The organism is Asaia sp. A2 (assembly GCF_057319415.1).
Genome location: NZ_JBXWTO010000014.1, coordinates 54,688 through 79,928, shown reverse-complemented (window position 1 = coordinate 79,928; position 25,241 = coordinate 54,688). Strand labels below are relative to the sequence as shown.

Sequence of the window (25,241 nt, the reverse complement as noted above, 5' to 3'; positions counted from 1 at the left end):
CCGGAGGAAACAGCGCCCGATCTGCCCAAAGCGCAGACCAAAAGTCACCCCAGGAGCCGTCAGTCAGAATGACAAAGCACTAAATCACCAGCCAGCTCCATCAACCAACGGTTCTTCGATCTCTCCATCTGTATCAACAGCGATGTGACGTTTCCAGCCGACAACCTTCTTGCCTGCGTCATAACCATGGGTCTTTGCATGAGGAGCCTTTAGTACTCTGGCTGTCGATAACGCCACCAGATGGACTGGCCTCGCGTCCCGCGGCTTCACGATCGAGCATCAGGCAGACATCATGGATGGGATGAAACAGGAAACGACGCATCAGCCCGAGCGAACAAAATAACGCAGCGCGTTGACGATCTTACGAAAATCAGTTGCCTGTTTTTGACCATGCCAGTGCAAGGGCGGTATCAGGGGCGCTGCGTGCTCCCATTCCCCATCGCTCAGATCAGACCGGTAACGCTTCCTCTTGCGCCTGATATTGGCCATCCGGCCTCGTTGTTCTGGCGTCCACATCCCGACTCCGATTCACGTGCCAAACCTCCTGAAAACCACTCACACCAAATTCTCAAAAGGGCTCAGAGAGGCATAAAGACATTATCCTGTTGAAGATCGAAGAGTATAACCCGGAGGTCGCATCGAGCAGCATGCTCGCCTAGCAGGAGAATAGAATTCTATGTAAGTGTTCTTATGTGACCCAAAGCAGAAGCGATGCTTTGCGGCCATGATAGAATTTGATTTTCTTCGACAATTACTCTTGGAGTGATGGCCTCTGTGTTCGTCAGGAGCCCTGAGAGTTTTTCAATCAAACGCAGCCAGGCAGGCCCATCCAGCGGGTCAACATAATTGGCACAGCTTCGACCGATTTCGTGAAATACTGGAATGTCCGAACAGAGTACGGGTGTGCCGAGCGCCAACGCTTCGGCCAGAGGAAGTCCGAACCCTTCGGTGAATGACGGGAACAGAAGGGCTTTTGCGCCCCGCAGCAGATGGACCACGGTTGCGTCAGGTAAGGCGTTGTGCTCTTCCACCATTCCCTTGAGAGCAGGTGCTCGTTCGAGCATGTCTATGACCTGCTCGTTTTCCCAACCTCGCTTGCCAACGATGACGAGATGTGGCGCTGCAGCACCATAAGTCTCGACCAGACGTCGCCAGATATTGAGCAGCAGCAGATGATTTTTGCGTGCTTCGATCGTGCCAAGGCAGACAAAGTAAGGATGATCGCGCTCATTGTGTATGATGGAGGGCGTATCAGCGTGCGGAGCAACCTCTGCCGTGGCGCGTAGATGGACACCAAGCGGAATCGACCATATTGGAACCTCCCGGTTTGCGCGCTTAAAATATGGCAGAAGAGCCTGCCTTGTTGCATTTGACGGAACGAGTACCGCATCGGCGTAACGGACGATTGTTTCAATACGGCGCTGGTGTCGTGCCGGTTCGCGTTCACGGGAGTATTCAGGAAATTCCAGTGGAATCAGATCATGAACCATTGGCACGAAAAGGCTATTGCGTTTCCGAAGCGCTGCAGCAACCAGTTCGGGTCGGGTAAGGTGATGGTGTGATATCAGCAGGTGAACGCTGCGGCCGCCCGTGCGGGCTTGAGCCGCCGTGGAGCGCACAGGTCGGGGGACAAGCACGCCGTGCAGGAGTGCTCGCCCCAGCTTTGCTGCGCTACCGCCATCGTCTGCGCCATTATCCCATACTTTGCCAATAGCCCTGATGAAAGCGCTGGCTTTTTCGTAGGGAAGCAGGGCGTAACGTCCGAGAGGGTGAACGGCAGAGAATTCTATATGATCGGGCGCATGCTGGCGGAGATAGCGGGCATATTCCAACTCGACGCGGTCTATGCCTGTGGGAACAAGCGCGTTGGCTCGCGTCAGAATGCGCGAGATATCGAGTGTATAGAAAGGTCTGTGGTCAGTTGGTGGAGGAGTCACGGTCATATTCCGCCTGTTTTGTGCACTCGGGTGACGACCGGCAGGGGCGGAGATATGATTTCCGCCGGAGCGTCGGGGTGGCTTGCCAGTTCCTGGCGCAACGCTTCGCGGCGGGCCATTTCGGCACGCGATGCCGTAGCAAAATCTCTGGGGCTGTGACGTGTCAGGCGGTCTATCGCATGTCGGACCAGCTTCCCCATTCCTTCGTTTGAGAAAAAGCCACCTGGTATCAGGCATCGCTCGATCAGTACGCGACGATATGCGGCAAAAATTTCCTGGTTCGGTGGCTCTGGATTGGACCAGAATTTTTCAAGCGGTCCCTGATACGTGATACCCGGGATATCATACACAGCGTTGCCAAGGGTAATAATCGGTTTTCCCTCCGCGAGAGCGAGGGTGCCCGTCGTACTATTGATCGTGATGACGCCCGTAGCGGTACGAACGAGATCGGCGATATCACCTGTCTCGAAATAGTCAACGCGATCTGCAACTCCGTAGGCGGCTGCCTGCATGGCAACTTCGTGACCCCAGTTGCGAACGTTGTTGTCCAGAGGGTGTTCCTTGATCGCAAGGCGCATACCGTGAGGCGCGTGCGTAGTGAAGGATCCGATAACCGTCCGAATGGCTTCTGCCATTCCGCTGAAGGAGGAGTGAAGACGCACTTGTGCATCTGCGTCAAGTTGCAGGGGGAACAGCATATATGGACTGCCGGAGGCCCGTAGCTTCGCAAGCGTTTTCTGGGTTCGTGCATGGCGCTCGTCACGCGCCAGAAGCTTTCGCAGCCAACCCATTCCTTCGGTCAGAGGATGCCATGGGCGATAGTTGTTCCAATGGCGGTAGTGCCATCGGGACAGGAGATCGGCTGTATTATAGGCCAGTCCCTGAATGGCACGGGTTCGAAAAGATGACGGTACGGGTCGATGGGGCGGAAGCTCGGGCAAAGACTTGGAGCGTTCCAGATAATAGGCCGGATCGCGCGACAAAGAGGAATTGCCGTTTACGCCACCGAGTTCAAACGTCACCCAGTCAGGGCGGAGATAACCTTCCTCGAAAACATGAACCGGAATATGCAATCTCGCACATACAGCGATGGCGGCGCTATGCAACGGACGACAGTCGCCAAACAATACCACATCGGTGATGTCATGTTCGATAATGATTCGGGTGAGCGCATCGGGCCACTCATCGGCACGGCCAACGAAATCAATGCCGCCGGGGAGGCGCCAGAAGAGTTTGTCTCCGCCGTTGAAATTGACTTTCCAGACCCCGTATCCGCGCCGACGCAATTCTCGGCCAATCAGTCTGAAAAATGGCCCCATCAGCCCTTGCAGAAGCAGGATATTGCGCTGCACACGTTCAGGGCCATTGGTCTGGTTCGCCGCTCTGGACTCGTTCGGCAGAAGTTTAGTGACGGCGCTCATAGCCGATCCCTTTGTTTCGTAGCGCTATGCAATATGGCCCCAACTCCTTTTGCCAAAGCTTTTCGAGCTGTTCCTTGTAATCTGCGTACATGCATGAGAGGACCAGGCCGCCACACTCCGGGGGTTCCGAAGCGATCAATGAGAACCTCAGGCCCACAAAAAAGGCCTGTAACAGGGTCGATATAACGAGGATAAAGCAGCAATGTGGCAGCTGTAAGCTGATTGATATTCAATTGGCGTTTACGTCGCGCCAAGGGAACATGATCGTAGGTCAGCCCCCATCCCGCGTAGAAAGGTTGACCATAAGTCGTGACGGGTATGCCACGCATGAGCGCTTCAAATCCGGTCAGTGAGGTGAGGGTATGGACTTCATCGATCACCCCCAGAAGAGGAGCCATACCACCGCCACGCAAGATCTGATCGGCAATGCGCAGAACTTTGTCGTCAGGCAGGGCGCCAGCGCGATGGCCTGCATCTACGTCCGGATGAGGTCGATAGATGATGAAGGCATCGGGGCAAGCGGTTCTGACTCGTTGAAGTAAATCGAGATTGCCGTCAACATCAGCGCCGCCTAGTCGGACCGACATGTCGTCCGCTACTTGCCCTGGAACAAGAATAATCCTCTTTCCTGTCGGAGCATCGAGTACGAGGCTTGTCCCTTCATTGGAATATTTGGAGATATTCTGAGAACGTATCCGGGAGATCAGCTCGGCCGCACGTCTTTGAAGCGTTTCTTCCAGTGGGTGAGTTGCCAGAAGCACTTCCAGATCGCTGGGCTGAGACGGGTCGTAATAGGCGCCGCGACTATCCGCAATAATTGAGGCGGGGGGTAGAAAGCCGCTACCTAGTCCGACAGAGCGGATAAATCCGTCTTCAATTCGCAACAGGGGGAAATTCCCATCCCTCGCCTGTTCCTCCAGCCCGGCTGGGAAACGTGTAGCCCAGACAGCCAAACCCCTGCTGTACTTATAACGGCTGGCGTTACTGATGGCGGCTCTGGCGGTTCGGCAGAAAACCGGAAAGGGCCGTTCTTTTCTGGCAGTCGCGAAGAAAGTCTTCATCCGTTCGCGTTTCCAGAACGACATTCCCACACAAACCGCGATAGAGCGATTGGCTTCCAGAATCTGGCGCCATTGGTCGAGGAGCGCTATGGCAGCAAGAATATCGATCGGCATGCCAGAAAAAGGCGAACGATACTGGGTGGCAAAACGCAGCGCATGGAAGGCATCGAACACGGCAACAGGATCAGACTTCCATCGACCATTTTCATCTGGTCGCAAAATCACGTGACCACTCAAGGCAGCGAGAGCGGCAAGTGGCGTCATGCCAGTCGAGGGGAGAAGGAATACGCGTTTGCCATCCAGCAGGGAATGAGGATTCACCCTATGAGATAGGGCCTGGCCGCCATCTGCACGCACGTCGCTGCGCAATTTACGCCATCCGGCCTCTCCTTGGGGCGTGACAACGAGCAGTTGTTCAGGCGTGAATGCCTGCTTGGCCTCTCGCCACATTTGCGTAGCAGCTTCGATGGGAGAGGCTATGCAGAGGACGACAGGAGCGGCATCCGGGGCAACCGACGGCTCCCAGAATGTCCCGCCAGTTCGGGTTTTCATGATTTCCTGCACAGCAGGATCCGCAAAGATCTGATCTGGCGAAGCGTATGTCGCCAAGGCCGACCTGGGAGCATTCATCCTGAGCTGGGCAACAGGAGAGGCGGGCTTTCCCAAAGGGGGTGTACAAAGAATGAGTGGGAGGGGACTTGACGTCGAAACAGCTCCTGAACTCAAGATTGATACTCTTTCTGTCGTGTGCCTCCGCCTGAGATGCATATGGCAAGGCTTTAGCAATTATGGGAAGAGCTTTAACATTGCAATGCGATGCTTTGAAGACGAAAAATGAATACCCCATCAAAAATGGATACGGTGAATATAAAAATATGATATACTCGATGCGTGAATGTGGCTTTAATATTTACAATAGTAATTTGGCATAACAAGTGAAGTATTTCATTGTAGTATTTTTATTATTTGTATTTATTGACGTTATTTCTGCGTTGATAATTCCCATCCGTCGGGGCAAAAAACCTTTTCTTCTTTTTGGTAAATTTTTTATCACAAGTTCAGTTTTTCGCCTCGTTATGGTGTGCATTTTGTTTGGTGTGCTTGATGCTGTTATCGGGCGTCCGTCCATGGCTGCGGGACTCTCGGTCCTTACAGCTGCATTGCTGGTTTTTGGTTCATGGCTCAAAAGAAATATTCTTGGCGAGCCGTTGATGTTCAGCGATGTGGCAGTAATTGGTGCGTTTTTTGTCCATCCGAGATTCTATCTGGGTGCTATTCCTGCCCTTGCTCGGGCCGCACTTGTTACTGGGATCGCGCTGGTTGGTGTATCCGTCCTGAGTCTGCTGCTAGTCGATATCATACATCTGCAAAAGGGCGCTGCTCTCGCATTCAGATTGGAAGGAGTTGGTCTGTTTTCAGTCGGGTGGATCGGTCAGATTGGCCTGGATCGCAGTGGTCTGGCTCGCGTGCTGTTGCCTCATGCCGATCTTGACTTAGGTGAGGAGCGCTACGGGTTACTGGCGACGATCATGTTGGGATGGTCCAGATGGAAACAGGATCGTCGCAGGCAACTACCTGTATGGGCGTGCGTCGCCAAGCACGCCGTGAGCGCACCGCCTCTGGTCGTTGTAGTTCAGTGCGAATCATTTGCGGATCCGTCTGAACTTGGAGTGGCTTTTTCGCAAAGCTGCGAGCTTCCCAATTTGCGGCGCGCAGCACAGGAAGGTAAATCTGGCAGGCTACAGGTTTCAGGCTTTGGGGCTTATACCATGCGAACGGAATATGGCGTTCTGTTTGGGCATGAGGAAAGCGCTTTGGGCTTCAGGCGTTTCGACCCCTATCTCACAGCCAGGGAGCAGGCTGAAAATGCTTTGGCAGCTCGACTGGAACCGGTGATTGCAGAACGTGTGTTCCTTCATCCTCACAGTTTAGCTTTTTACGGTCGCGATTCTTTGATGCCACTTGCCCGGTTCAGCAGGCTCATAGGCGAAAGCGAGTTTCACGACTTGGAGCATGACGGCTCACATGTCTCAGATCTTGCCATTGGAGATAGAATACTGACCTTGATTGATGATGCCGTTTCAAATCAGTCAGGTACGTTTGTTTTCGCTGTAACGATCGAGAATCATGGCCCGTGGTCCGGGGGGGTCAACCAATACCTGCATCATTTGAAGCATGGGGATGATCTGCTAGGCCGCTTGAGACTGGCGCTGGAACATGCAGGTCGAGACGCGCTTCTGGTTTTCTATGGTGATCATCGACCATCTATTCCCGGTGCCGTGCTTCCCGGCGGAATGCGTCATACACCGGTGATCATGGAGGGGTTTGGCGCTTACGCCTCTATGCCAGGCCTGCAAGGCAACTCGCTGACGCCTGCGGCTCTTCATCATCGGATTATCGACGTCCTACAGGCGCGGGTGCAGTGAAACGCTGTGGCGTGAAGGCTTTATCAGAAAATGATTTTTATGCCTTTGTCTCCTTGTGTACTTCGGCCCCTCTGATCTGGATATGAAGGTCTGTCTCCAGCTTGTCTCTGGAGGTCAGGGATGAAAGACTTGTACTGTCTGTCTACTGATCAGATCGTGCGTTTGTTGGGTATTGTTCGCCAAAAGCCCTGGCTGGCCTTGCATCCATGACCGTCATGTGTTGCGCACAGAGCGTTTTTGCAGACAGTCGTGGTTTGCGCGGACGGACTGCACCGCAAGAGCATGATTCGCACGAGAAGATCATAGAATTGTGGGAAGCTGCGGGGGGGGGGGGGGGCTATACCCGCATAATGGGCGGCCTGGCCGTTGGCAGGTTCGACCATAAGACGACTGAGTAAGATGCGACCTGTCTGCACATATACCGCAAGAGACCCAGCCGATAGATCGAAAAGAATGTACAGGCCGTCCGACCGGGCGCTCAGACGGCAGGATGAGCACAACTGTGGATGCCGTCTACGACGAGTGAGAGCGGGCGACTGGCCAGTTATGGCAGACACAGGCACCGATGCCGCAATCGTATCAAGATCATGTTCAGATGGCTCAGGAACGCGGGGCGCTCGTTACGCATAAGAAGAAATATCTGGCCGTCTTCATCATAACCATCCCCCCCTACAGCCTTCATGCTCTGATTATACGTTCTCACCTAGAACCCACCATAAAGATAGAATGGGATGAGGGCGAAGATGAACCAGGCGATGAGAAAGACCAGTGGCGCCTGATGGGCAAACATGCGACCGCGGCGCGCACGGTGATTCATCGCGCGAGCATCTTCGTCGCTTCTGGCCAGAGTGAACTCCGAAAGGTTGGGGCATTGCTTGTGCAGGTACTGCTCCTTCTCGTTCCATTTGCTGATAGCCGCATAGCCAGCGCGAATACCCGGCAAAGCCATCAAGGTCAGCATGAACCCCAGGAGCGAGAGTAGCGGCGGGATAAGGATCGCCATGCGATCGCCCCATCGCGTCGTTGATCCTGTCATGGCCGTGGCATAGGCGATGACCAGAAAGGCTTGCGAACTCAGAAGCGCCTGCAGGCGGCCATTGACCGTCTCGGTCTCGAACCGGATTTCGGAGCGATAATAGGCGAGCAATTCATTGTCGGTCGGTTTGCCATGGGCGATGACCTCTTCAGCCTCTGGCGGTGGAAAAGCTGGAATGACCATGATGCGTCCTCTCCTCGGGTTGTGGCTGACGGGACGCGTTCTTCTTATCGTTTGGCCCAGAAGGCGACCACGCTGTGCGCATGATCGCCGGGTTTGCAGCGTGAAGGATCAAAGCGCATGAGGCGCTTATCGGTTCGTCTCATTGTTGATCGACCGAAGATGCCGCCCAGAGTCTGCCTGCCACAAGGCAAGCGCTGATACGCGTGGGTACAAGCATGTGCAGACACGATGTCGAATCGTGGAAGCATCAGGTTGGAAGGAGAGGAGCCTGCGACACCCGATTTGTTCGTTAGGATACCTTGGCGTGATCCGCTTGGTGAAAAAGCTCTGTCGTCAACTCACCTGACGGTCGGCAGAACGCGGTGCGAGTGCTTTGGTCGGTGCGGGTTCATGAGAAGCCAGCCTGTCACAACGGCGGAAAACCCCCGTTTACTCAGCGAGAAATGATTTCGCGCCCTGCACCATAGATGTGATAGAGCGAACTTGCAGGCATGTAATTGACCAGTGGGCCATTCTGCACATCGATATGGTCGACCCAGCCTCCGCCAAGCTGCGAGGGGGTAAAAATACGCAGGAAGGCAGCAGCATATGGCTCTGCTTCGTCGGTCTTGGGTGTCAGTCTCGGAGTGTAGAGCAGTCTCAACAGCTCGGTCTGCGCCCAGATCCGCGCCGAGTGCTCCTGGACAACATGCCTGTCGCTCATGCTGTCCAGCACGACGCGGCGTTGATGATCACAGCCATGCGTAAAGCCAGCCTCGAAAAGTGAAGCGGCTGTCTGTTCGCGCCATTCAGCCCCGCTCTCAGCTTCAGGTGTCAGACGACCGAAATCGCGCAACAGCCAGGACCATTCAAACAGATGCCCTGCCTGTACCTGATTGGCACCATACGGGGCGAGGGGTGACCAGTCCGGGGCGAAGAATTCTAGGAGTAGCCCCGACCGTGTGTCGATCAGATGGGTGCGGGCCAGGTCGACAAGGCTTCGTGCCTTGTCGAGGTAGAACGAATCGCCCGTTGCCTCGAAGACGACCAGATAGGCCTCAAGCAGATGCATGTGCGGGTTTTGGCTGCGTCGTGTCCCGTCATCAGGTATCGCGTCGAGATAGCCACCGTTGTCTGCCGTAAAGATCAGGTCGATTTCATCAGCGATGCAGCGCGCCAAAGCCCGGTCTTCTGGGCGGTTTGCGTAACGTATGGCCCAGCCGCAGGCGAAAAGGATGAAGGCATGGGCGTAGAGATCGCGTTTCGTGCTGGCAGGGCGATTATCCGGGTCGATCGAGAATACCCAGCCCGGTTGGGCATCGGTGCGGTGATAGAGGCTTTCAACCCGGTCCAGGCAAGCGAGCGCCTGATCCCCCGCGGCATACACGCCATCCAGAGCAGCGCGGCAATAGGTCGCAATCTGCCGCGCCTGGACCATGAGTCTTGATGCATCGAGCCGGATGGGGCGCGCCTGCCAGTCAAGACGTTCGTGATACAGTACGCGTGACGGATCGAACCCGGCCTCGCTCCACAGGGGGAGGGCTTGCCCGACAAGCCAGTCGCGCCACTGATCCCGAATGGCGGGGGCCGTTTCTTGCTTGGCGCGGGTCATGTCACTCAGGTTTCAAACTCACTGGTTCCGGGCTCGTCGTCGCTGAAGGACCAGCCTTCATCTTGCGAACGATCGATGTTGTCGAACGCCCTGATACCAGATCGGCCAGAACGACGCGACCGCCCCAGGATTTCACTTCTTCGCCGCCCACAACCTGATCTTCAGTGTAATCAGCACCCTTGACCACGATATCCGGCCTGAGGGCGCAGATCGTTTCAAGGGGCGTGTCCTCGTCAAAAATGACGACCAGATCGACATCGCGCAGTGCGCCCATGACGGTTGCGCGGGCCCGCTCGTCCTGCAATGGGCGCTCTGCTCCCTTGAGACGCCGTACCGAGGCGTCACTGTTCAGCGCGACGATCAGCTTGTCGCCCTCTCTGGCCGCGGCATGAATCAGCGCGATATGTCCGGGGTGGAGCAGATCGAAACAGCCATTGGTAAAGACCACGCGCGCACCATGCCGACGCCAGGCTTCAATAATGCCCCGAGCCTGGGGCAAGGTGGCAATGACACCATCACGGTCGATCTTGGATTTGAGGGCGGCGCTGAGTTCAGCGCGTGAAACGGTCGCGGTGCCCAGCTTGCCTACCACGATCGCCGCCGCATTGGTGGCAATGACCATGGCCGTGCGCAGATCGGCCCCGGCTGACATCATGGCCGCCACCGTGGCAACAACCGTGTCGCCAGCCCCCGAGACATCGAATACCTCGGATTGCGGGACATGCGCGTGCGTCATGCGGCCGTTGCGCTCAAGAAGGGTCATGCCCTCTTCCGAGCGTGTTACAAGAACATCGCCGCCGAACTGCTCCTGTGCGGCAAGGGCCGCAAAATGGATCTCGGTGTCGCTGTTGACCGGTAGGCCTGTGGCTGCCGCCAGCTCCTTGCGATTGGGCGTGATCAGCTGCGCGCCTTTATAGACCGAAAGATCCCGGCGCTTGGGGTCGACCACAACAGGGATGGCGCGCTGATTGGCTGCCTGAATGATGGCCTGAAGCACCTCGTTGCTCAGCACGCCTTTGGCGTAGTCGGAGCAGATCACGACATCCGCCTGGTCCATGGCAGCGAGCGATGCGGCGATCAGGCTTTCCTGAACTAGCGGAGGAACGAGCACCGAGGGTTCTTCATCGATCCGCACGATCTGCTGGCGGCCGCTCAGCACGCGTGTCTTGGTGATGGTGACCCAGTTGGGATCCTCAACCAGATGGCCCAGATCGATGCCGGGTTCGCGCCCCACGGCCCGACGGAACTCCCTTGCCGAACTGTCCTGCCCCACCAGCCCGACGAGCGTGACCGCGCAGCCAAGCGCTGCGGCATTCATGGCCACGTTTGCAGCCCCTCCGGGAACGCTGCTGTGTTTGGCCCGCAGCAGCACCGGCACCGGTGCCTCGGGTGAGATACGATCGACCGAGCCGTGAATATAGCAGTCGAGCAGCAGGTCTCCGATGATCAGGACGCGCCCGAATGTAAAGTCGCTAATCATCTGTAATCCTCGATAAAACCTGCCTCATGGCACCATAACATGGTCGTTCTGTCGTCCTGCCAAAGGCGCGGGAGAATGACAATCCTGCTCGCCGTTGTGGAAGCGTCGGTTCCGCGCCTTCGGGTGACGGCGCGTTGTCACAAGTAAAGATGCAAGAGAGATGGAATCATTTCATTTCTGCGCTATCGTGCCGCCATGACCCTGAATATTGCCCTGCCTGTGGTTTGTTGATGCGCAAAGCTCTCCTCCTTCTCGCTCTGGCCGGGTTTGGCATTGACAGGGCTTATGCCTTGCCGGCGTTCCTGGAAAAATTTCTGCCGCACCCGCCGCCGCAGCCAAGCCATCCGGTTATTCCTGCTGTGCCTCCCGCCAGTGCGGTAAAGATTCCGGCCCAGGCAGCGGTGCCGGACGGAACGCCCGCCTTGCCCCCCGTACTGGTGCAGTCGGGGCCACTCTCTTTTGCGCCGTTGGTGCAGCGTGTCATTCCGGCGGTCGTCAACATTGCCATCACACAGATAAGCTCGGAAGGCGGTGGCAAGGTGCCCGCCCAGATCAAGGGGACACCGCTCGAAAAGCGGTACCGTGAGAAAATGCAACGCCATCAGGAGGAGATTCTGGGCGCTGGTTCAGGGTTTATCATCGATCCGTCCGGTATCATCGTGACGAATGATCACGTGGTCGGTGATGCCGATAACGTGACAGTCTCACTCTCGAACGGGCAGGAACTGCCCGCCAAGCTCGTGGGAGTTGATGCCCTTACCGATATTGCCGTCATCAAGGTCGAATCACCCAAGCCGCTGCCTTATGTAACCTGGGGAGACAGCCATAAGGTGAATGTGGGTGACTGGATCCTGGTTGCGGGTAACCCGTTCGGGTTCGGTTCGTCGGTCAGTGCCGGTATCGTCTCGGCGCGCGGGCGTGATCTGGGGGCGGGCTCGCTTGATGATTTCCTGCAACTCGACGCGCCGATCAACCCGGGAAATTCCGGTGGCCCTGCCTTCAATATGAGAGGCCAGGTCGTTGCGGTGAATGCGGCCATGGTTTCGCCTGCCGGGGGATCGGTCGGGATCGGCTTTGGTATTCCCTCGGAAATCGTGGCCCCCATCGTGGAAGAGATACGCCGCACGGGCCACGTCGATCATGGGTGGCTGGGTGTCACGCTCGATGACGGTGATGGCTCTGTCGTACTTGTGGATGTCGATCGTAACGGCCCGGCGCAGAAAGGGGGCTTGATGAAGGGCGACAAGATTACCGCTATCAATAACGCACCAGTCGAGAACGGTCGTGCATTGCTGCGTATCGTCGCCGCAGGGAAGCCAGGAAATACCGTGACTTTCACGGTAATACGCAAGGGCAAGACCGTGACAGTGACGCTTCCAATCGGGAAACGCCCGGCAGATGCCGATGAATGAGCGTTCATTACGCTCTTCGCCCTTTCTTCTGGCGCGTAACTGAAAGATAATAAGGTCACTGCAAAGTGAGGGGCGGGCGATCCTGCCCGTCATGGCCCCCGCCAAAGCCAAGGACTGATCATGCGTATTCTGCTTGTCGAGGATGATCCTACCGTCAGGAGCTTCATCGTGAAGGGACTGAAGGAAACCGGGCATCTCGTCGAGGAAGCCGACAACGGCAAGGACGGTCTCTTTCTGGCGGTCAGTGAGAATTTCGATATCGTTATTCTTGACCGGATGCTGCCTGGAGGTATTGACGGTCTGCGTATTCTGGAAACGCTCCGTGCCCAGAACAACGCAACGCCTGTGTTGCTTCTCTCGGCTCTGGCCGATGTGGATGAGCGCGTTGCCGGCCTCAAGGCTGGTGGCGACGACTACATGACCAAGCCGTTCGCCTTCTCGGAACTTCTGGCTCGTGTCGAGGCCCTGGCCCGTCGCGGAAGTGCCGAACAGGCACCACAAACCAAGCTTGTCGTGGCCGATCTGGAAATGGATCTTCTCTCGCGCATCGTAAAGCGCGGTGAAGAGAAGATCGATCTGCAGCCACGTGAATTCCGTCTGCTCGAATTCCTGATGCGTCACGCTGGTCAGGTTGTGACACGCACCATGCTGCTCGAGCGCGTATGGGACTATCACTTCGACCCGCAGACGAACGTGATCGATGTGCATGTGTCACGCCTGCGCCAGAAAGTTGACAAGCCTTTTGAAACCGCGCTGATCCATACAATCCGCAATGCGGGTTATATCCTGCGTGCCAATTAGGCAGGATGATATAGCTTCATGAGGTTCAGCCTGTCGCGCTTTCCCCTGCTTCGCGTCTGGTGGAAGCGTGCCTGGCGGTTTCGTTCAGCCGGGCTGGGCTTCTCATTGGCCTATGGGCTGGTTTTTGCCCTTTCTGCCACACTTTTTCTGACTTTCCTGTGGTGGCACACCATCGGTGCACTTGAGCGCGAAGTGGGGCAGGCGGTCGATGCCGATGCGCATGGTCTGGCAGAACGCTGGATGCAGGGCGGTCTTTCCAGCCTGCAGCGGGCCATTCAGGACAGGCTCGATCAGGATGTCGAGGATCAGGATCTCTACCTTCTGATCACACCGGGCGGCCAGAGGCTTGCTGGCAATATGCCTTCCTGGCCTGAGGCGGTACAACGGGCCGATCGCTTTTATACGCTCAAGATCAGCCGGGCCGGCAATACGACCTCAGCCGCCATGCATGCCTATGTCTTGCCGGGCGGCCTGCAATTGCTGGTGGGTCGCGATATCAGGGGGCGGGATATCCTTCGCCGTGTGCTGACTGAAACCTTCCTGTGGTCATGGCTGATGGTGACAGCGCTCGCCATTGGCGGCGCATGGGTTGTGCGCGGTATCTTCAGCCGTATCCTGAGTTCCATAGCCCGTACCACTACGGCGTTGGCCAATGGTGACATGCGTCAGCGCATGCCTTTGGTGGGTAACGATGTCGATCTCGTTGCCCATTCCATCAACCGTATGCTCGACCGTATCTCCAAACTCATGGAGGGCGTGAAACAGGTTTCCAACTCTATCGCCCATGATTTGCGTACGCCAATCACGCGTGCACGTAATCGTCTGGAAGATGCGGCCCTTCATGCACGCTCGACCGAAGAGATGCACGATGCCATCTACCGTGCTGTAGCCGATCTGGACCATGTCACGGCGGTCTTTGATGCGCTGATGCGCATTGCCCAGATCGAGGCCGGTGCCCGTCGCGCGGCTTTCGAGACGACCGATCTCATCAGGCCGCTACAGGATATTGCCGAGCTTTATGAGGCAACAGCCGAGGATGCCGGATTGCAGATTGCGCTCGATCTGCCGCCGCGCCTGCTCTTTTATGGTGATGCCCGTCTCATCCAGCAGGCCGTGGCCAACATGATCGACAATGCCATCAAGTTTTCACCTGCCGAAACGACGGTTACGCTGCGGGCCAGCGTTTCCGGTAATCTGGTCCGTATCAGCGTGACTGATGAAGGCCCGGGCATGTCTGCAGAAGATCTGCTGCGTGCTTCCGAGCGGTTTTTTCGTGCCGATCAGGCCCGCAATACACCGGGTGCTGGTCTGGGGCTGTCGCTGGTGCAGGCCGTGGCGCAGCTTCATGGCGGTACATTGGCACTTGAACCTCTGCAGCGGGGGCTTCGTGTCGTGCTTAGCCTGCCAGTAGAGGAAAACAGGCTGGGCTGAAATGCCGACAGGGCGGGCGGTGTGAACTGTTCAGGCATGCTCAATCCAAAAACTGACTACATAAACAAGTCTTCATTCGCAGCCCATGAGCCCGCAATGCGGACTGAATTAGTGCCGGTTCCATGACCCACACAGCCTTTGCGCTTTTTTGCCTGACCTGCACGGTCGGGTTGCCTGGCGCTGCCAGAGCCGATGCCATACCGGGTGCCAGCACGGCGCCCGTGCATGAGGCCGTACCGATGGCTGTCACCAGCGATACGCTGGACTATTGCCGCAGCCTGGCCCGCAAGGTGCATCGCACGCTGCGCCAGACTGCGACGGCCTCGGCGCCGATCATCAATCAGGCCATGTATCTTGAGCATGAAGGCGAGGCGCTCTGTGCTCACGGGCATCTGCGCTCGGGTATCGCGCAGGAAAGACGGGCGCTGGTGGTTCTGATGCGGTCCTGAGCCGGGCATGATCGGTGGCGCGTCCGTTTCGGCAGCCATCGGTGAGGAAGATGGCGTCACTATCGTTTCGGGGTGGTTCAGGCTAATCCAGTGCCAGCGCGTGCCCTCGTGATGGATGACCGGCCATGACCATGATTGCTGTTCTCGACAAGACCCCAGGCAATGCGGCGGATCATGCCGCTTTCCTCACGGCACTGCGTCAGCAGGGGTTCGAGGGCGAGATCGGCACGACGCATGACACGCGTCTGGTCCACGCGACCGATAATTCCATCTATCAGCGTCACCCCGAGGCTGTGGTCTTTCCCAGGCACAGGCAGGATCTGATCGTATTGGCCCGGCTTGCAGGCGAGCCCGTCTGGCGCGGTATCACCATCGCACCGCGTGGCGGCGGAACGGGCACGAATGGCCAGTCCCTCACCGATGGCATCGTGGTCGATCTGTCCCGACACATGAACGCTATCCTCGAAATCAATGTCGAGGAGAAATGGGTGAGGGTGCAGCCCGGCGTGGTGAAGGACCAGCTCAATGCGGCCATTGCCCGTCATGGGCTGTTCTTCGCCCCCGAACTCTCGACATCCAACCGTGCCACGATCGGAGGCATGATCAGCACCGATGCCAGCGGGCAGGGAAGCTGCACTTATGGCAAGACACGCGACCATGTGCTCGGTGTTACGGCCGTGCTTGTGGGGGGCGACGTGCTCGACACGTCACCGCTTGATGAAAGCGAGCTGGCGGTGCGCCGTCAGGGTCATTCCCGCGTGGCGCAGATTCATGATTGCGTGGCGGCGATCCATGATCGTGAGCGCGACACGATCGAGAAGGTGTTCCCCAAACTCAACCGCTGTCTGACCGGCTATGATTTGCGTCATCTGCGCAACAAGGCCGGACAGTTCGATCTGACCAGCCTGCTCTGTGGATCGGAAGGGACACTCGGATTTCTGGCCGAGGCGAAACTCAATCTGCTGGCCATTCCGCCGCACAGTATTCTGGTCAATATCCGCTACGACAGCTTTATGGATGCGCTGCGCGACGCGCGCGCGCTGATCGGGCTCAAGCCGCTCTCGATCGAGACCATCGATTCAAAAGTGCTTGGCCTTGCCATGCAGGATTTCGTCTGGAGCTCGGTCGAGAGCTATTTCCCGCAGGATGAGGCTGGCCCTGCGAAGGGGCTCAATCTGGTCGAGTTTGCCGGTCATGATGAGGCCGAACTCGAAAGGCAGGTCGAGGGCTTCCTCAAGCATCTGCGGCAGGATCAGACGGTACGTCGCCGTGGCCATACGCTGGCCAGGGGACGCCAGGCGGTCTCGCAGGTCTATGCCATGCGCAAGCGCGCTGTGGGTTTGCTCGGCAATGTGCAGGGGGAGGCGCGGCCCCAACCCTTCGTTGAGGATACCGCTGTCCCGCCGGAAAAACTGGCAGATTTCATTGCCGAGTTCCGGGCGCTTCTCGATGGGCATGGCCTCGATTACGGCATGTTCGGCCATGTGGATGCCGGCGTGCTGCATGTCCGCCCCCTCTTGGACATGCGCAATCCCGATGATGCTGCCCTGATTCGCCCCCTGAGTGACGCCGTGCATCGTCTGACACGCCGTTATGGCGGGTTGCTGTGGGGAGAGCATGGCAAGGGGGTGCGATCGGAATATGTGCCGGATGTGTTCGGCTCGCTTTATCCCTGCCTGGAACAGATCAAGGGTGTTTTCGACCCGCATAACCAGCTCAATCCCGGCAAGATCGCGGCCCCTCCGGGCGCCTCGGCGCCGCTTCTGCGCGTCGATGGCGTACCCATGCGCGGGGCGCAGGATCGACAGATTCCCGATCCGGTCTGGCAGGGTTATGGTACGGCTCTGCACTGCAACGGTAATGGCGCATGCTTCAATTACGATCAGGACGATCCGATGTGCCCGTCCTGGAAGGCAACGCGTGACAGGCGTTTCTCCCCCAAGGGGCGCGCCTCGCTCATGCGCGAGTGGCTGCGCCTGCAGGCTGGCGCGGGTGTGGATACGGCGGCGCTGGAGGCGCATGCGCCAAGTCTGCTCGACCGCGTGTCGGCGCAGTTCCGACGCAGGCAGAAGACGCCGGTCGATTTTTCGCATCAGCTCTATGACAGCCTCGCCACCTGTCTGGCCTGCAAATCCTGCACCAGCCAGTGCCCGGTCAAGGTCGATGTGCCTGATTTCCGCTCCCGCTTTCTCAATCTGTATCACCAGCGCTATGCCCGCCCGCTGCGCGATTATGTCGTGGGGTTGATCGAATATACCCTGCCACTCATGGCGCGTATGAGACGTCTCTATAATGCCGTGATCGGCCTGAAGCCGATGGCCGCGCTGGGCAAAACTCTGTTTGGTCTTGTCGATATGCCGCCCCTCTCACGCAGCGGACTGGCAGAAACCTGCCGTCGCTGGCACGTGCAGCCTGCCACACCAGAGCGTCTGGTGGCCCTGACGGCGGCAGAGAGGGCACGGTCTGTCATTCTGATGCCAGACCTGTTCACCCGTCATTTCGAGGCCCACCTTGTCGAGGCGTTTATCGAACTGGCGGCGCGCTGCGGTTACAGGGTCTATCTTGCCGAGAGCCTGGCCTGCGGCAAGCCGCTGCATGTGCATGGCTTTCTGGGATTGTTTGCCCGACAGGCGCGTCGCAATGCCGCCTGGCTGCGCATACTGGCCTCGTTCGGGGTGCCGATTGTCGGGCTCGATCCTGCCATGACGCTGATCTACCGGCAGGAATACCGCAAGATTGTCGGGCTTGAGGCCCTGCCAGAAGTGCAATTGCCTCAGGAGTTTCTGTTGCAGGCCTTGCCCCGGATGCAGGACGCCCCGGAAGCATTGGCCAGTTTCGTGTTCCTTGGGCACTGCACGGAAAAGACAGCCCTGACGGGTTCGGGGGCAGACTGGCAGGCCCTGTTTGCGCGGCTGGGCCTTGGTTTGCAGCTGGAAAAGACAGGGTGCTGCGGCATGTCCGGCACCTTCGGTCACGAGGCGCGCAATGTGGAAACGTCTCGCGTGATTTTCGAGCAGTCCTGGGGGCCGCATCTGGACAGACAGGGTGAGAAAATTGTGCTGGCCAGCGGTTATTCCTGCCGTAGTCAGGTCAAGCGCTTCCGCGGGGCACGGCTCGATCATCCACTCGTAGCCCTGCTGGATCGTCTGCGTGACATTGCACCGCAGCCCACGCGTTCGGTCTGATTGCGTGCTCTGCCAGTGTGTAAAACGCGTCGTCATCAGGGAGCCGGATCATTCGACCGTCTCATGGCGAGATGCGTCAGGCTTTGCCATGACGGATGCGACAAGCAACGCCGCTTAGTCAAAGGCAGCCACTTCTTCGCGCCGCCCCCCCGTGGCGTGAGCCCGATGCGTAGATATGACACGGTCTGAGATCGAAACGTGTCCTCACGGCCACAGAGGCGGTTGGGCCCTGCTCGCCTTGATTGACAGGCAGGCTGGCGGTTTCTAAGGAAACCCCAATGCAAATGAGAAACGTTCTCATTTATTTCCTGTTTGTCTGTTCCGGTAGATTGATGTCCGTTTCCCTGCGTACCGCCTTGTGTCTGTCCTCACTCTTTTCGGCGGCAACGGTGCCGGGTGCTCTCGCTCAGGAACGCCAAACCCTGCCGGAGAAGGCGTCACCCCATCATGAAAGGGCGGGGCAGAGCAGGGCCACGCCTGCACAACCAGCCGCGCCATCTCGGGCAGGAAAAGCTCAATCCGCCCAAGGCGTTCACGAGACCATTCGTGTGGCGGGCACGCGTGGTGGCTTTCTTCCCGCTGCCGCAAGCAGCGCCACAAAGACGTCGACGCCGCTGGAGCTGACGCCACAGAATATCACGGTCATCACACAGGAGCGTATGAGCATTCTCAACGCCCGCAGCCTGTCCGAGGCGGTGCGCTACGCAGCGGGCGTTTCGGATTACGGCTCCAAGGACGACCCGCGCGGCTATTTTGGCACGATCCGCGGGTTCACACCCGATATCTATCTCGATGGCACACGCGCTCCTGATGCCAGCACATCGCAGAGTTTCAGCATCGAGCCCTGGGGGCTTGAGGAGATGGATGTCTTGCGCGGGGCATCTTCGGCCCTTTACGGGTCGGGGCAGCTTGGGGGCATCATCAATGCCGTCAGCAAGCGTCCGCATCCGGATCAGGTCAATGAGATCGACTTCCAGACCGGCTCCTATGGTCGTGTCCAGGGCGCGGTCGATGTCGGTGGCGCACTGAATGCCCGCAAGACGCTGCTCTGGCGATTCAACGGGCTGATACGCAAATCGGACACCTATGCACGCAATATCAAGAACAACGAGATATATGTGGCGCCCTCGCTGAGCTGGCGCCCTGATGAAAAAACCACGCTTACCCTGCTCACCAGTTTCGAGCAGCTCGATGCCGGGTCGACGGCGCAATTCCTGCCGGCTGTCGGGACCGTTCTGCCCTCGCGCTGGGGCCAGATTGCCCGCAACTTCCTGAGCAGCGATGCGGATTATGATGTCTACTCAAAGCGTCAGGTGGCGGTCGGCTATAATTTTGTCCGGCACATCCTGCCCAACTGGACCATCACGCAAAACATGCGTTACGCGCATCTCGACGTGCTCTACCGTTTCGTGACCACCTCGTCACTTTCAGCGGATAAACAGAGCATCAATCGCACCGCGCTTAACCAGCAGGGCAATTACAACAACGTCACCCTCGATACGCGGTCGGCAGTGACCTTCCATACGGGGGGCATTCATCATGAAATCCTGACAGGCGTGGATTTTCGCAGTGATTTTCTGGCCAATCGCCGCGGCCAGCGCGCAGCCCCCGCGCTCAATCTCTACAAGCCGGTTTATCGTGCCATCACCTGGCCAGGCTATGGCACCACCACGAGCACAAACGAGACGGAAACAGATACCGGTATCTATGCGCAGGAACAGGCCAACTGGCAGCGCTGGTATCTCACCCTGTCAGGCCGCGGTGATTTCACCCAGAGCATGACGGTCAATAATCTCAATGGCGGGCGGACACCACAAAACAACAATGCTTTCACGGGGCGGGTCGGGCTGGTCTATCAGTCTTCCATAGGGCTCAACCCCTATGTTTCCTACGCGACGTCATTCCAGCCCCAGGTCGGGACGACATTCGCTGGTTCGGCCTTCGTGCCGACCACAGGCAAGCAGATCGAGGCGGGTGTCAAATACAAGCCGGTCAAACCCCTGCGTGGTGTGGACAATTTCATGCTCACGGCTGATTTCTTCAATCTGGTGCAGGATAATGTTCTGACAGCCGATCCGGCCAATTCGTCTTTCAGCGTGCAGACCGGGCGGCAGAGAACACGCGGCTTCGAGTTCGAGGGCGTGGGCCGTCTGCCCTACAGGATCGATTTCATCGCAAGCTTTACCTATCAGGATCCGCGTGTGATGCGCTCGACAGTGGCAGCGCAGGTTGGGCAGCGGCCTGTGGCAATTCCCTCCCATATGGCGTCGCTGTTCCTCAAGCGTGACGTTGCCTTTTCGGCGCTCTGGCAGGCCGGTCTCGGGGCGGGCATGCGCTACACGGGTAATACCGCGGGCTCCATTCCCCTCACATTTTCCGTGCCTTCGCAGCTCGTATGGGATTTGCAGGCCCATATCGACCGGGGGCGCACGCGGGTGCAGTTCAACGGCACCAATATCGCCAATCGCAAATATGTAGCCATGTGCACCCGCGATGTTGCCTGCGCCTGGGCGCCCGGGCGCGCGGTATTCGTGACCCTGTCGCAGCGCTGGTAAGGCATAGCGACGGTAACATCCCGACGGGTCGCCTTCATGCCCCTCGCTCAGTGGGTCGTCTTTCGTGAGAGGAAGTCACCCTCATTCAGACTGCGTTCAATGGCTTCCAGCGAGCGGCCCTTTGTTTCGGGAATACGGCGCTCGATGAAGATCCAGGCAAGAGTGGTCAGGGCTGCAAAGAGAAGGAAGGTGCCCGATACGCTGATCATCGAGATGATCGACAAGGTCACCATCGAGATCAGCAGATCGAAAGACCAGTGCGAGACGGTGACAAGGCCCATGCCCTTGCCGCGCACAGCGAGCGGAAAGACCTCGGCACCTACCAGCCAGAGCGAGGCATTGATGCTCCCCAGCGTGCAAAGCACATACAGGATCAGGCCAGCCACCGCGAAAAAGCGCCCCATACCCTGCGGGTCGCCACCGAAGAACACGACAGCCAGAACGATCAGGGCAAGGATCGACCCGGGCAGCACGCGCAGCATGAGGCGACGACGCCCCCAGTGATCCACGGCCCAGAACCCGAACACCGTCGCAACGGTGATGGCCACGCCAATGGCCAGCGAAATGAGCAGGGCAGAATTGCGGTCGAACCCCGCGCCGGAAAGGATGGTCGGGGCATAGGTCAGGACGGCATTTGTGCCGGTTACCTGACTGAACATCGCAAGGCCGGTCCCGGCAATCAGGGCCGGGCGGAGCCGGGGTGAGAAAAGCAGGCGCCAGCTCCCCTGTTCCTGCGCGGCACCCTCTATGTCGCGCATTTCGGCCTCGGGGTCCTCACCGGGGCCTCGGAGGCTGCGCAAGATCGCGATGGCCTCGTCCCGTCGGCCCTTTGCGGCGAGAAAGCGCGGGCTCTCCGGCAGGAAAACCAGCCCGACCAGCAGCATCAGCGCGGGAATGGCACCGACGAGCACCATCGTGCGCCAGTCTCCTCCCCGGTCAAGCAGTCGGATGAGCAAGGGGCTGCCGCTCAGCCACCAGCCGATCAGTGAACTGATCAGGACGCCGCTGACAATGGCGAGCTGAAACAGCAGGACGAGCCGTCCCCGTCGTGAAGCTGGCGCCAGTTCAGCGATGTAGACGGGCACGATCTGGCTGGCGGCACCGACGGCCAGACCTAGCAGCAGCCGCATCAGCGTCAGTTCCGTAGGGGACATGGCCATTGCCGAGCCGATAGAGCCAAGCAGGAACAGTGCCCCCGACAGCCCGACTACCATGCGACGTCCCAGTCGGTCTGATAGAGGCCCTGCGGCCATGCATCCCAGCAAGGCGCCGGCAACCATGCCTGCGGCAATGGCCTGTTTGCCCAGCGTGCCAAGAGTGAAGCTGTCACCCAGTGTCAGGAGTGCTGCGGAAATGATGCCCTGATCATAGCCAAAGAGAATACCCGCCAGACCTGCCACGCAGGACGCGATGAACACGCGTCGGTGTCCCGCCTGCCCTGAGTGGGTGTTGTTTTCAAGGGCTGTGCCGGACGTGCCTGCCGGGTGAGTCGAACGCATGATGGCCTCTCAGACGCGGATCATCCAGGCGATCCGTGCCCAAGTGGTGCGAGAGATATTTTCGATACGAAAGACAAGATTTCGTTACGAAAGAGTCTCGACGTGTGATTTCAACCAGCCCAGTGCGGACAAATCACAGGATTCGTCAGGTGGATCGGGTATCACGGTGTCATGCGTAACATTTTCGTGGTTCTATAGTCACGTTTTGTGTGACGAATCGCGCGAGGCTGTCTGGCGCTCAGGTGTCGCGTGGACGTCTGGGCGGGGGCGGGCTGGCTGTCGCGGGGTTTTCCGGCCAGTCATGTTTCGGGTAACGGCCGCGCATGTCGCGTCGCATGTCGGCCCAGCCTGTGGTCCAGAAGGCGGCGATATCGGCAGTGATGGCCTGCGGGCGACCCGCAGGTGACAATAGGGCAAATTGCAGCTTGATGCGCCCATTGGCGATGCGTGGTGTCTCCTTCAGCCCGTAGAAGGCCTGCGCTCGGGCCGAGATCGTGGGTGTTGCATCGCGATAATCGATAGCGGGTTGTGCGCCGGGCAGGGTGAGGCTCGTCGGTAAAGCCTGATCGAGCTGTTTGAGCTGGGTGTAGTCGAGGCGTTGCCGCAGGAGGGGCAGCAGGTCCAGCGCCTGTATCTGGCTGAGCTTCGTCATGCCATCGATATAGGGGAGCAGCCACTCATCGAGAGTGGCGGCAAGGGTTTCGTCATCGGCGGCAGGCAGGGTCTCATCGAGATGGGCCCTTGCCAGGGCGAGCCGGGCACGAAATTGCTGGCATGACTCGGACCAGGTGAGGCTGCCAGCCAGATCGGCGCGTATGCGTGACAGCAACAGCGCCTGCACCTCCTCCGGCTTTGCCGGGGCAGAACGGTCGCGCAGTACCAGATTGCCAAGGCGCAGCCTTCTGCGGGCGATCACGTTGCCGGTTGTCGTATCAAGCGCGGTCTCGACCTGTTCCTCCGTACGGGCCAGCAAGGTTGCAGGCAGGTTATCGAGATCGAGCGGGGCGGCGAGGCAGATTTCGGTTGCCGTACGCACATGAAGGGCAGGGGCGACGATCAGGGTTTCGCGCGCCATCGGGTCGATGGCGCTCAGTCGGGCCGATCCTCCTCCCGACAGGCGATATCGTCCCGTTTCGCCCGCGGCCATGGCCACGCGATCGGGAAAGCCGGCGGCAAGCAGGGCCGCCGCACTGACTGGGTCGGGCGCAAGACGCTGGCTCAGCCCGAGGCGCTTCTGATAGCGCTGGGCGGATTGCCGGATACGGGCAAGGCTCGCCCGGTCGGCATGGGGGTGATGCTCGGCGCCCTCGATCAGGCTGAGACGCGTCTGGATATCAGCGGGTACCAAGGGGCTGCGCTGACCGGGGACGATACGCGGGCGTAGCGGGTCGCGTTCTTCCAGAAGGGCAGCGAGGGCGGCGGCGGTGGCCTTTTCGGATGGGGTACGGGCTGCGCACATCATCGCAGCCAGACGGGGCTGTGCGCCGAGCCGTGCCATAGCAGCGCCCAGCGGCGTGATCTTTTCTGCTTCATCGAGTGCCCCGAGCGCCGTGAGCAGGGCGCAGCCGGCCTGAAAGGCACCGGCGGGCGGTGTATCGAGCAAAGGCACGGCGGCTGGGGACGTGCCCATGACCTCGTGCCAGGCGGCAAGGTCAAGGCAATGGCCGGTCAGGTCGCTGGTCTGGATTTCGGGCAGATCATGGGCAATCAGGGCGCGGCCAGTGGCTTCTGTCCACAGACGTACCGCAATGCCTGGTGCCTCGCGTCCGGCGCGCCCGGCACGCTGTGTCGCCGTGGCCCGCGAGATGCGCATGGTCTCCAGCCGTGACAGGCCGGACCCGGCATCGAGACGCGGCGCACGGGCAAATCCGCCATCCACCACGATACGGACGCCAGGTACGGTGAGCGAGGTTTCTGCAATCGAGGTGGACAGCACCACCTTGCGCCTTTCGGCAGGTTTGAGTGCCAGATCCTGCTCGCGGGTATCGAGTTCACCATAGAGGGGGACGATCAGTGCCGGGGCATCGGCCAGTGCTGCCGCACAGCGTCTGATTTCGCCGACACCGGGTAGAAAGGCCAGAATATCGCCTTCCTCCTCAGCCAGCAGGCTGCGTATGGTGCGCGCCATGACATCGGGCAGTTCGCGCAGGGCTGCGATGTCCCGTCTGGCGTGACGTATGTCCAGCGCAAAGGCGCGGCCTTCGCTCTCGACCAGGACGCCATCGAGCAAAGAGGTAAAGGCGCGCCCATCCGTTGTGGCCGACATGGCCACTAGACGGAGTTCGGGGCGCATGGTGCGTTGCAGATCGAGTGCGAAACCAAGCGCTGTATCGAGATCAAGCGAGCGTTCGTGCACCTCGTCGAACAGAATGGCCGACACGCCCTCAAGCAGCGGGTCGGTCAGCAGGCGTCGCAGCAGCAGCCCTTCTGTCACCACCTCGATTCTGGTGGCCGCGCTGACGGCCGAATCCGTGCGCGTGCGATAACCGACTGTCTGGCCTGTGGCTTCGCCCAGCAGGGCGGCCATGCGATGGGCGGCCCCACGCACGGCAACACGCCGGGGCTCGACGACGATCAGGCGTCCTTCCTCGCGCCAGGGGGCTTGTAAAAGATGAAGCGGCACCAAAGTGGTCTTGCCTGCGCCGGGCGGCGCAACCAATACGGCATTGCGTCCGGCATCGAGCACGGCCTGAAGCTCGGGCAGGGCTGCACAGACAGGAAGAACGGGAAGCGAAATGAGATTGGCGGGCAATAGGGGACCGGTCATAATGACT

At 58.8% G+C, this 25,241-nt stretch carries 15 protein-coding genes and 1 pseudogene; 7 read left to right on the top strand and 9 right to left on the bottom strand.

Going from position 1 to position 25,241, the window contains the following annotated elements; translation table 11 throughout:
• Window positions 1-117: 117 nt before the first annotated feature.
• The 4 genes and pseudogenes from ACWNRM_RS12130 to ACWNRM_RS12115 all read right to left on the bottom strand — a co-directional run.
• Window positions 118-516: pseudogene (locus ACWNRM_RS12130) on the bottom strand (transposase); the annotation flags it as partial.
• Between the two features lie 158 nt (window positions 517-674).
• Window positions 675-1,943 carry a glycosyltransferase family 4 protein gene (locus tag ACWNRM_RS12125; protein WP_485171012.1) on the bottom strand — a complete coding sequence of 423 codons (1,269 nt, stop codon included), beginning with the start codon at window positions 1,941-1,943 and terminating at the stop codon, window positions 675-677.
• Window positions 1,940-3,358, bottom strand: coding sequence for a capsule biosynthesis protein (locus ACWNRM_RS12120; RefSeq protein WP_485171011.1), 1,419 nt, complete (start codon window positions 3,356-3,358; stop codon window positions 1,940-1,942). Before ACWNRM_RS12120 ends, ACWNRM_RS12125 begins: the two co-directional genes overlap by 4 nt.
• The gene (locus tag ACWNRM_RS12115) at window positions 3,355-4,983 is read right to left on the bottom strand and encodes a capsular polysaccharide export protein, LipB/KpsS family (protein ID WP_485172218.1); all 1,629 of its coding nucleotides are present in this window, start codon (window positions 4,981-4,983) and stop codon (window positions 3,355-3,357) included. Before ACWNRM_RS12115 ends, ACWNRM_RS12120 begins: the two co-directional genes overlap by 4 nt.
• Window positions 4,984-5,354: 371 nt before the next feature.
• Between ACWNRM_RS12115 and ACWNRM_RS12110 the strand changes: the two genes are divergently transcribed.
• Window positions 5,355-6,845, top strand: a complete 1,491-nt coding sequence (locus ACWNRM_RS12110; protein WP_485171009.1) for a sulfatase-like hydrolase/transferase — start codon at window positions 5,355-5,357, stop codon at window positions 6,843-6,845.
• A 703-nt stretch (window positions 6,846-7,548) separates the two neighbouring features.
• Here ACWNRM_RS12110 and ACWNRM_RS12105 read toward each other — a convergent pair.
• The 3 genes from ACWNRM_RS12105 to rfaE1 all read right to left on the bottom strand — a co-directional run bounded on the left by ACWNRM_RS12105 (window position 7,549) and on the right by rfaE1 (window position 11,135).
• Window positions 7,549-8,064, bottom strand: a complete 516-nt coding sequence (locus ACWNRM_RS12105) for a hypothetical protein (RefSeq protein ID WP_485171008.1) — start codon at window positions 8,062-8,064, stop codon at window positions 7,549-7,551.
• A 433-nt stretch (window positions 8,065-8,497) separates the two neighbouring features.
• On the bottom strand, window positions 8,498-9,655 hold the full coding sequence (locus tag ACWNRM_RS12100; RefSeq protein ID WP_485171007.1) for an AGE family epimerase/isomerase: 1,158 nt from the start codon (window positions 9,653-9,655) through the stop codon (window positions 8,498-8,500).
• A 1-nt stretch (window position 9,656) separates the two neighbouring features.
• Window positions 9,657-11,135, bottom strand: coding sequence for a D-glycero-beta-D-manno-heptose-7-phosphate kinase (rfaE1, locus tag ACWNRM_RS12095; protein WP_485171006.1), 1,479 nt, complete (start codon window positions 11,133-11,135; stop codon window positions 9,657-9,659).
• 230 nt (window positions 11,136-11,365) lie between these two features.
• Between rfaE1 and ACWNRM_RS12090 the strand changes: the two genes are divergently transcribed.
• The 6 genes from ACWNRM_RS12090 to ACWNRM_RS12065 all read left to right on the top strand — a co-directional run bounded on the left by ACWNRM_RS12090 (window position 11,366) and on the right by ACWNRM_RS12065 (window position 20,968).
• On the top strand, window positions 11,366-12,547 hold the full coding sequence (locus ACWNRM_RS12090) for a S1C family serine protease (RefSeq protein WP_485171005.1): 1,182 nt from the start codon (window positions 11,366-11,368) through the stop codon (window positions 12,545-12,547).
• Between the two features lie 120 nt (window positions 12,548-12,667).
• On the top strand, window positions 12,668-13,348 hold the full coding sequence (locus ACWNRM_RS12085) for a winged helix-turn-helix domain-containing protein (RefSeq protein ID WP_485171004.1): 681 nt from the start codon (window positions 12,668-12,670) through the stop codon (window positions 13,346-13,348).
• 18 nt (window positions 13,349-13,366) lie between these two features.
• Entirely contained in the window at window positions 13,367-14,779 is a 1,413-nt protein-coding gene (locus ACWNRM_RS12080; protein WP_485171003.1) for a HAMP domain-containing sensor histidine kinase, read from the top strand.
• Between the two features lie 122 nt (window positions 14,780-14,901).
• Window positions 14,902-15,228, top strand: a complete 327-nt coding sequence (locus ACWNRM_RS12075; protein WP_485171002.1) for a hypothetical protein — start codon at window positions 14,902-14,904, stop codon at window positions 15,226-15,228.
• Between the two features lie 125 nt (window positions 15,229-15,353).
• A complete protein-coding gene (ydiJ, locus tag ACWNRM_RS12070) occupies window positions 15,354-18,413 on the top strand; it encodes a D-2-hydroxyglutarate dehydrogenase YdiJ (protein ID WP_485171001.1) in 3,060 nt (1,019 codons plus the stop codon).
• 284 nt (window positions 18,414-18,697) lie between these two features.
• Window positions 18,698-20,968: a TonB-dependent siderophore receptor gene (locus ACWNRM_RS12065; protein WP_485171000.1), complete on the top strand. Its 2,271-nt coding sequence runs from the start codon at window positions 18,698-18,700 to the stop codon at window positions 20,966-20,968.
• A 47-nt stretch (window positions 20,969-21,015) separates the two neighbouring features.
• Here the strand turns inward: ACWNRM_RS12065 and ACWNRM_RS12060 are convergent, their stop codons facing one another.
• Both ACWNRM_RS12060 and hrpB read right to left on the bottom strand, forming a co-directional pair.
• Window positions 21,016-22,467 (bottom strand): sugar porter family MFS transporter, encoded by a 1,452-nt coding sequence (locus ACWNRM_RS12060; RefSeq protein ID WP_485170999.1) that lies wholly within the window; start codon window positions 22,465-22,467, stop codon window positions 21,016-21,018.
• A 238-nt stretch (window positions 22,468-22,705) separates the two neighbouring features.
• Complete coding sequence (gene hrpB / locus ACWNRM_RS12055) at window positions 22,706-25,234, bottom strand: ATP-dependent helicase HrpB (RefSeq protein ID WP_485170998.1); 2,529 nt, start codon at window positions 25,232-25,234, stop codon at window positions 22,706-22,708.
• Window positions 25,235-25,241 lie beyond the last annotated feature (7 nt).

Coding starts and splice junctions, on each gene's coding strand:
- ACWNRM_RS12100 (WP_485171007.1), bottom strand. CDS start 9,655: ATGACCCGCGCCAAGCAAGAAACGGCCCCCGCCATTCGGGATCAGTGG.
- ACWNRM_RS12080 (WP_485171003.1), top strand. CDS start 13,367: ATGAGGTTCAGCCTGTCGCGCTTTCCCCTGCTTCGCGTCTGGTGGAAG.
- ACWNRM_RS12120 (WP_485171011.1), bottom strand. CDS start 3,358: ATGAGCGCCGTCACTAAACTTCTGCCGAACGAGTCCAGAGCGGCGAAC.
- ACWNRM_RS12090 (WP_485171005.1), top strand. CDS start 11,366: ATGCGCAAAGCTCTCCTCCTTCTCGCTCTGGCCGGGTTTGGCATTGAC.
- ACWNRM_RS12105 (WP_485171008.1), bottom strand. CDS start 8,064: ATGGTCATTCCAGCTTTTCCACCGCCAGAGGCTGAAGAGGTCATCGCC.
- ACWNRM_RS12060 (WP_485170999.1), bottom strand. CDS start 22,467: ATGCGTTCGACTCACCCGGCAGGCACGTCCGGCACAGCCCTTGAAAAC.
- ACWNRM_RS12075 (WP_485171002.1), top strand. CDS start 14,902: ATGACCCACACAGCCTTTGCGCTTTTTTGCCTGACCTGCACGGTCGGG.
- ydiJ (WP_485171001.1), top strand. CDS start 15,354: ATGACCATGATTGCTGTTCTCGACAAGACCCCAGGCAATGCGGCGGAT.
- ACWNRM_RS12085 (WP_485171004.1), top strand. CDS start 12,668: ATGCGTATTCTGCTTGTCGAGGATGATCCTACCGTCAGGAGCTTCATC.
- rfaE1 (WP_485171006.1), bottom strand. CDS start 11,135: ATGATTAGCGACTTTACATTCGGGCGCGTCCTGATCATCGGAGACCTG.
- ACWNRM_RS12125 (WP_485171012.1), bottom strand. CDS start 1,943: ATGACCGTGACTCCTCCACCAACTGACCACAGACCTTTCTATACACTC.
- ACWNRM_RS12065 (WP_485171000.1), top strand. CDS start 18,698: ATGAGAAACGTTCTCATTTATTTCCTGTTTGTCTGTTCCGGTAGATTG.
- hrpB (WP_485170998.1), bottom strand. CDS start 25,234: ATGACCGGTCCCCTATTGCCCGCCAATCTCATTTCGCTTCCCGTTCTT.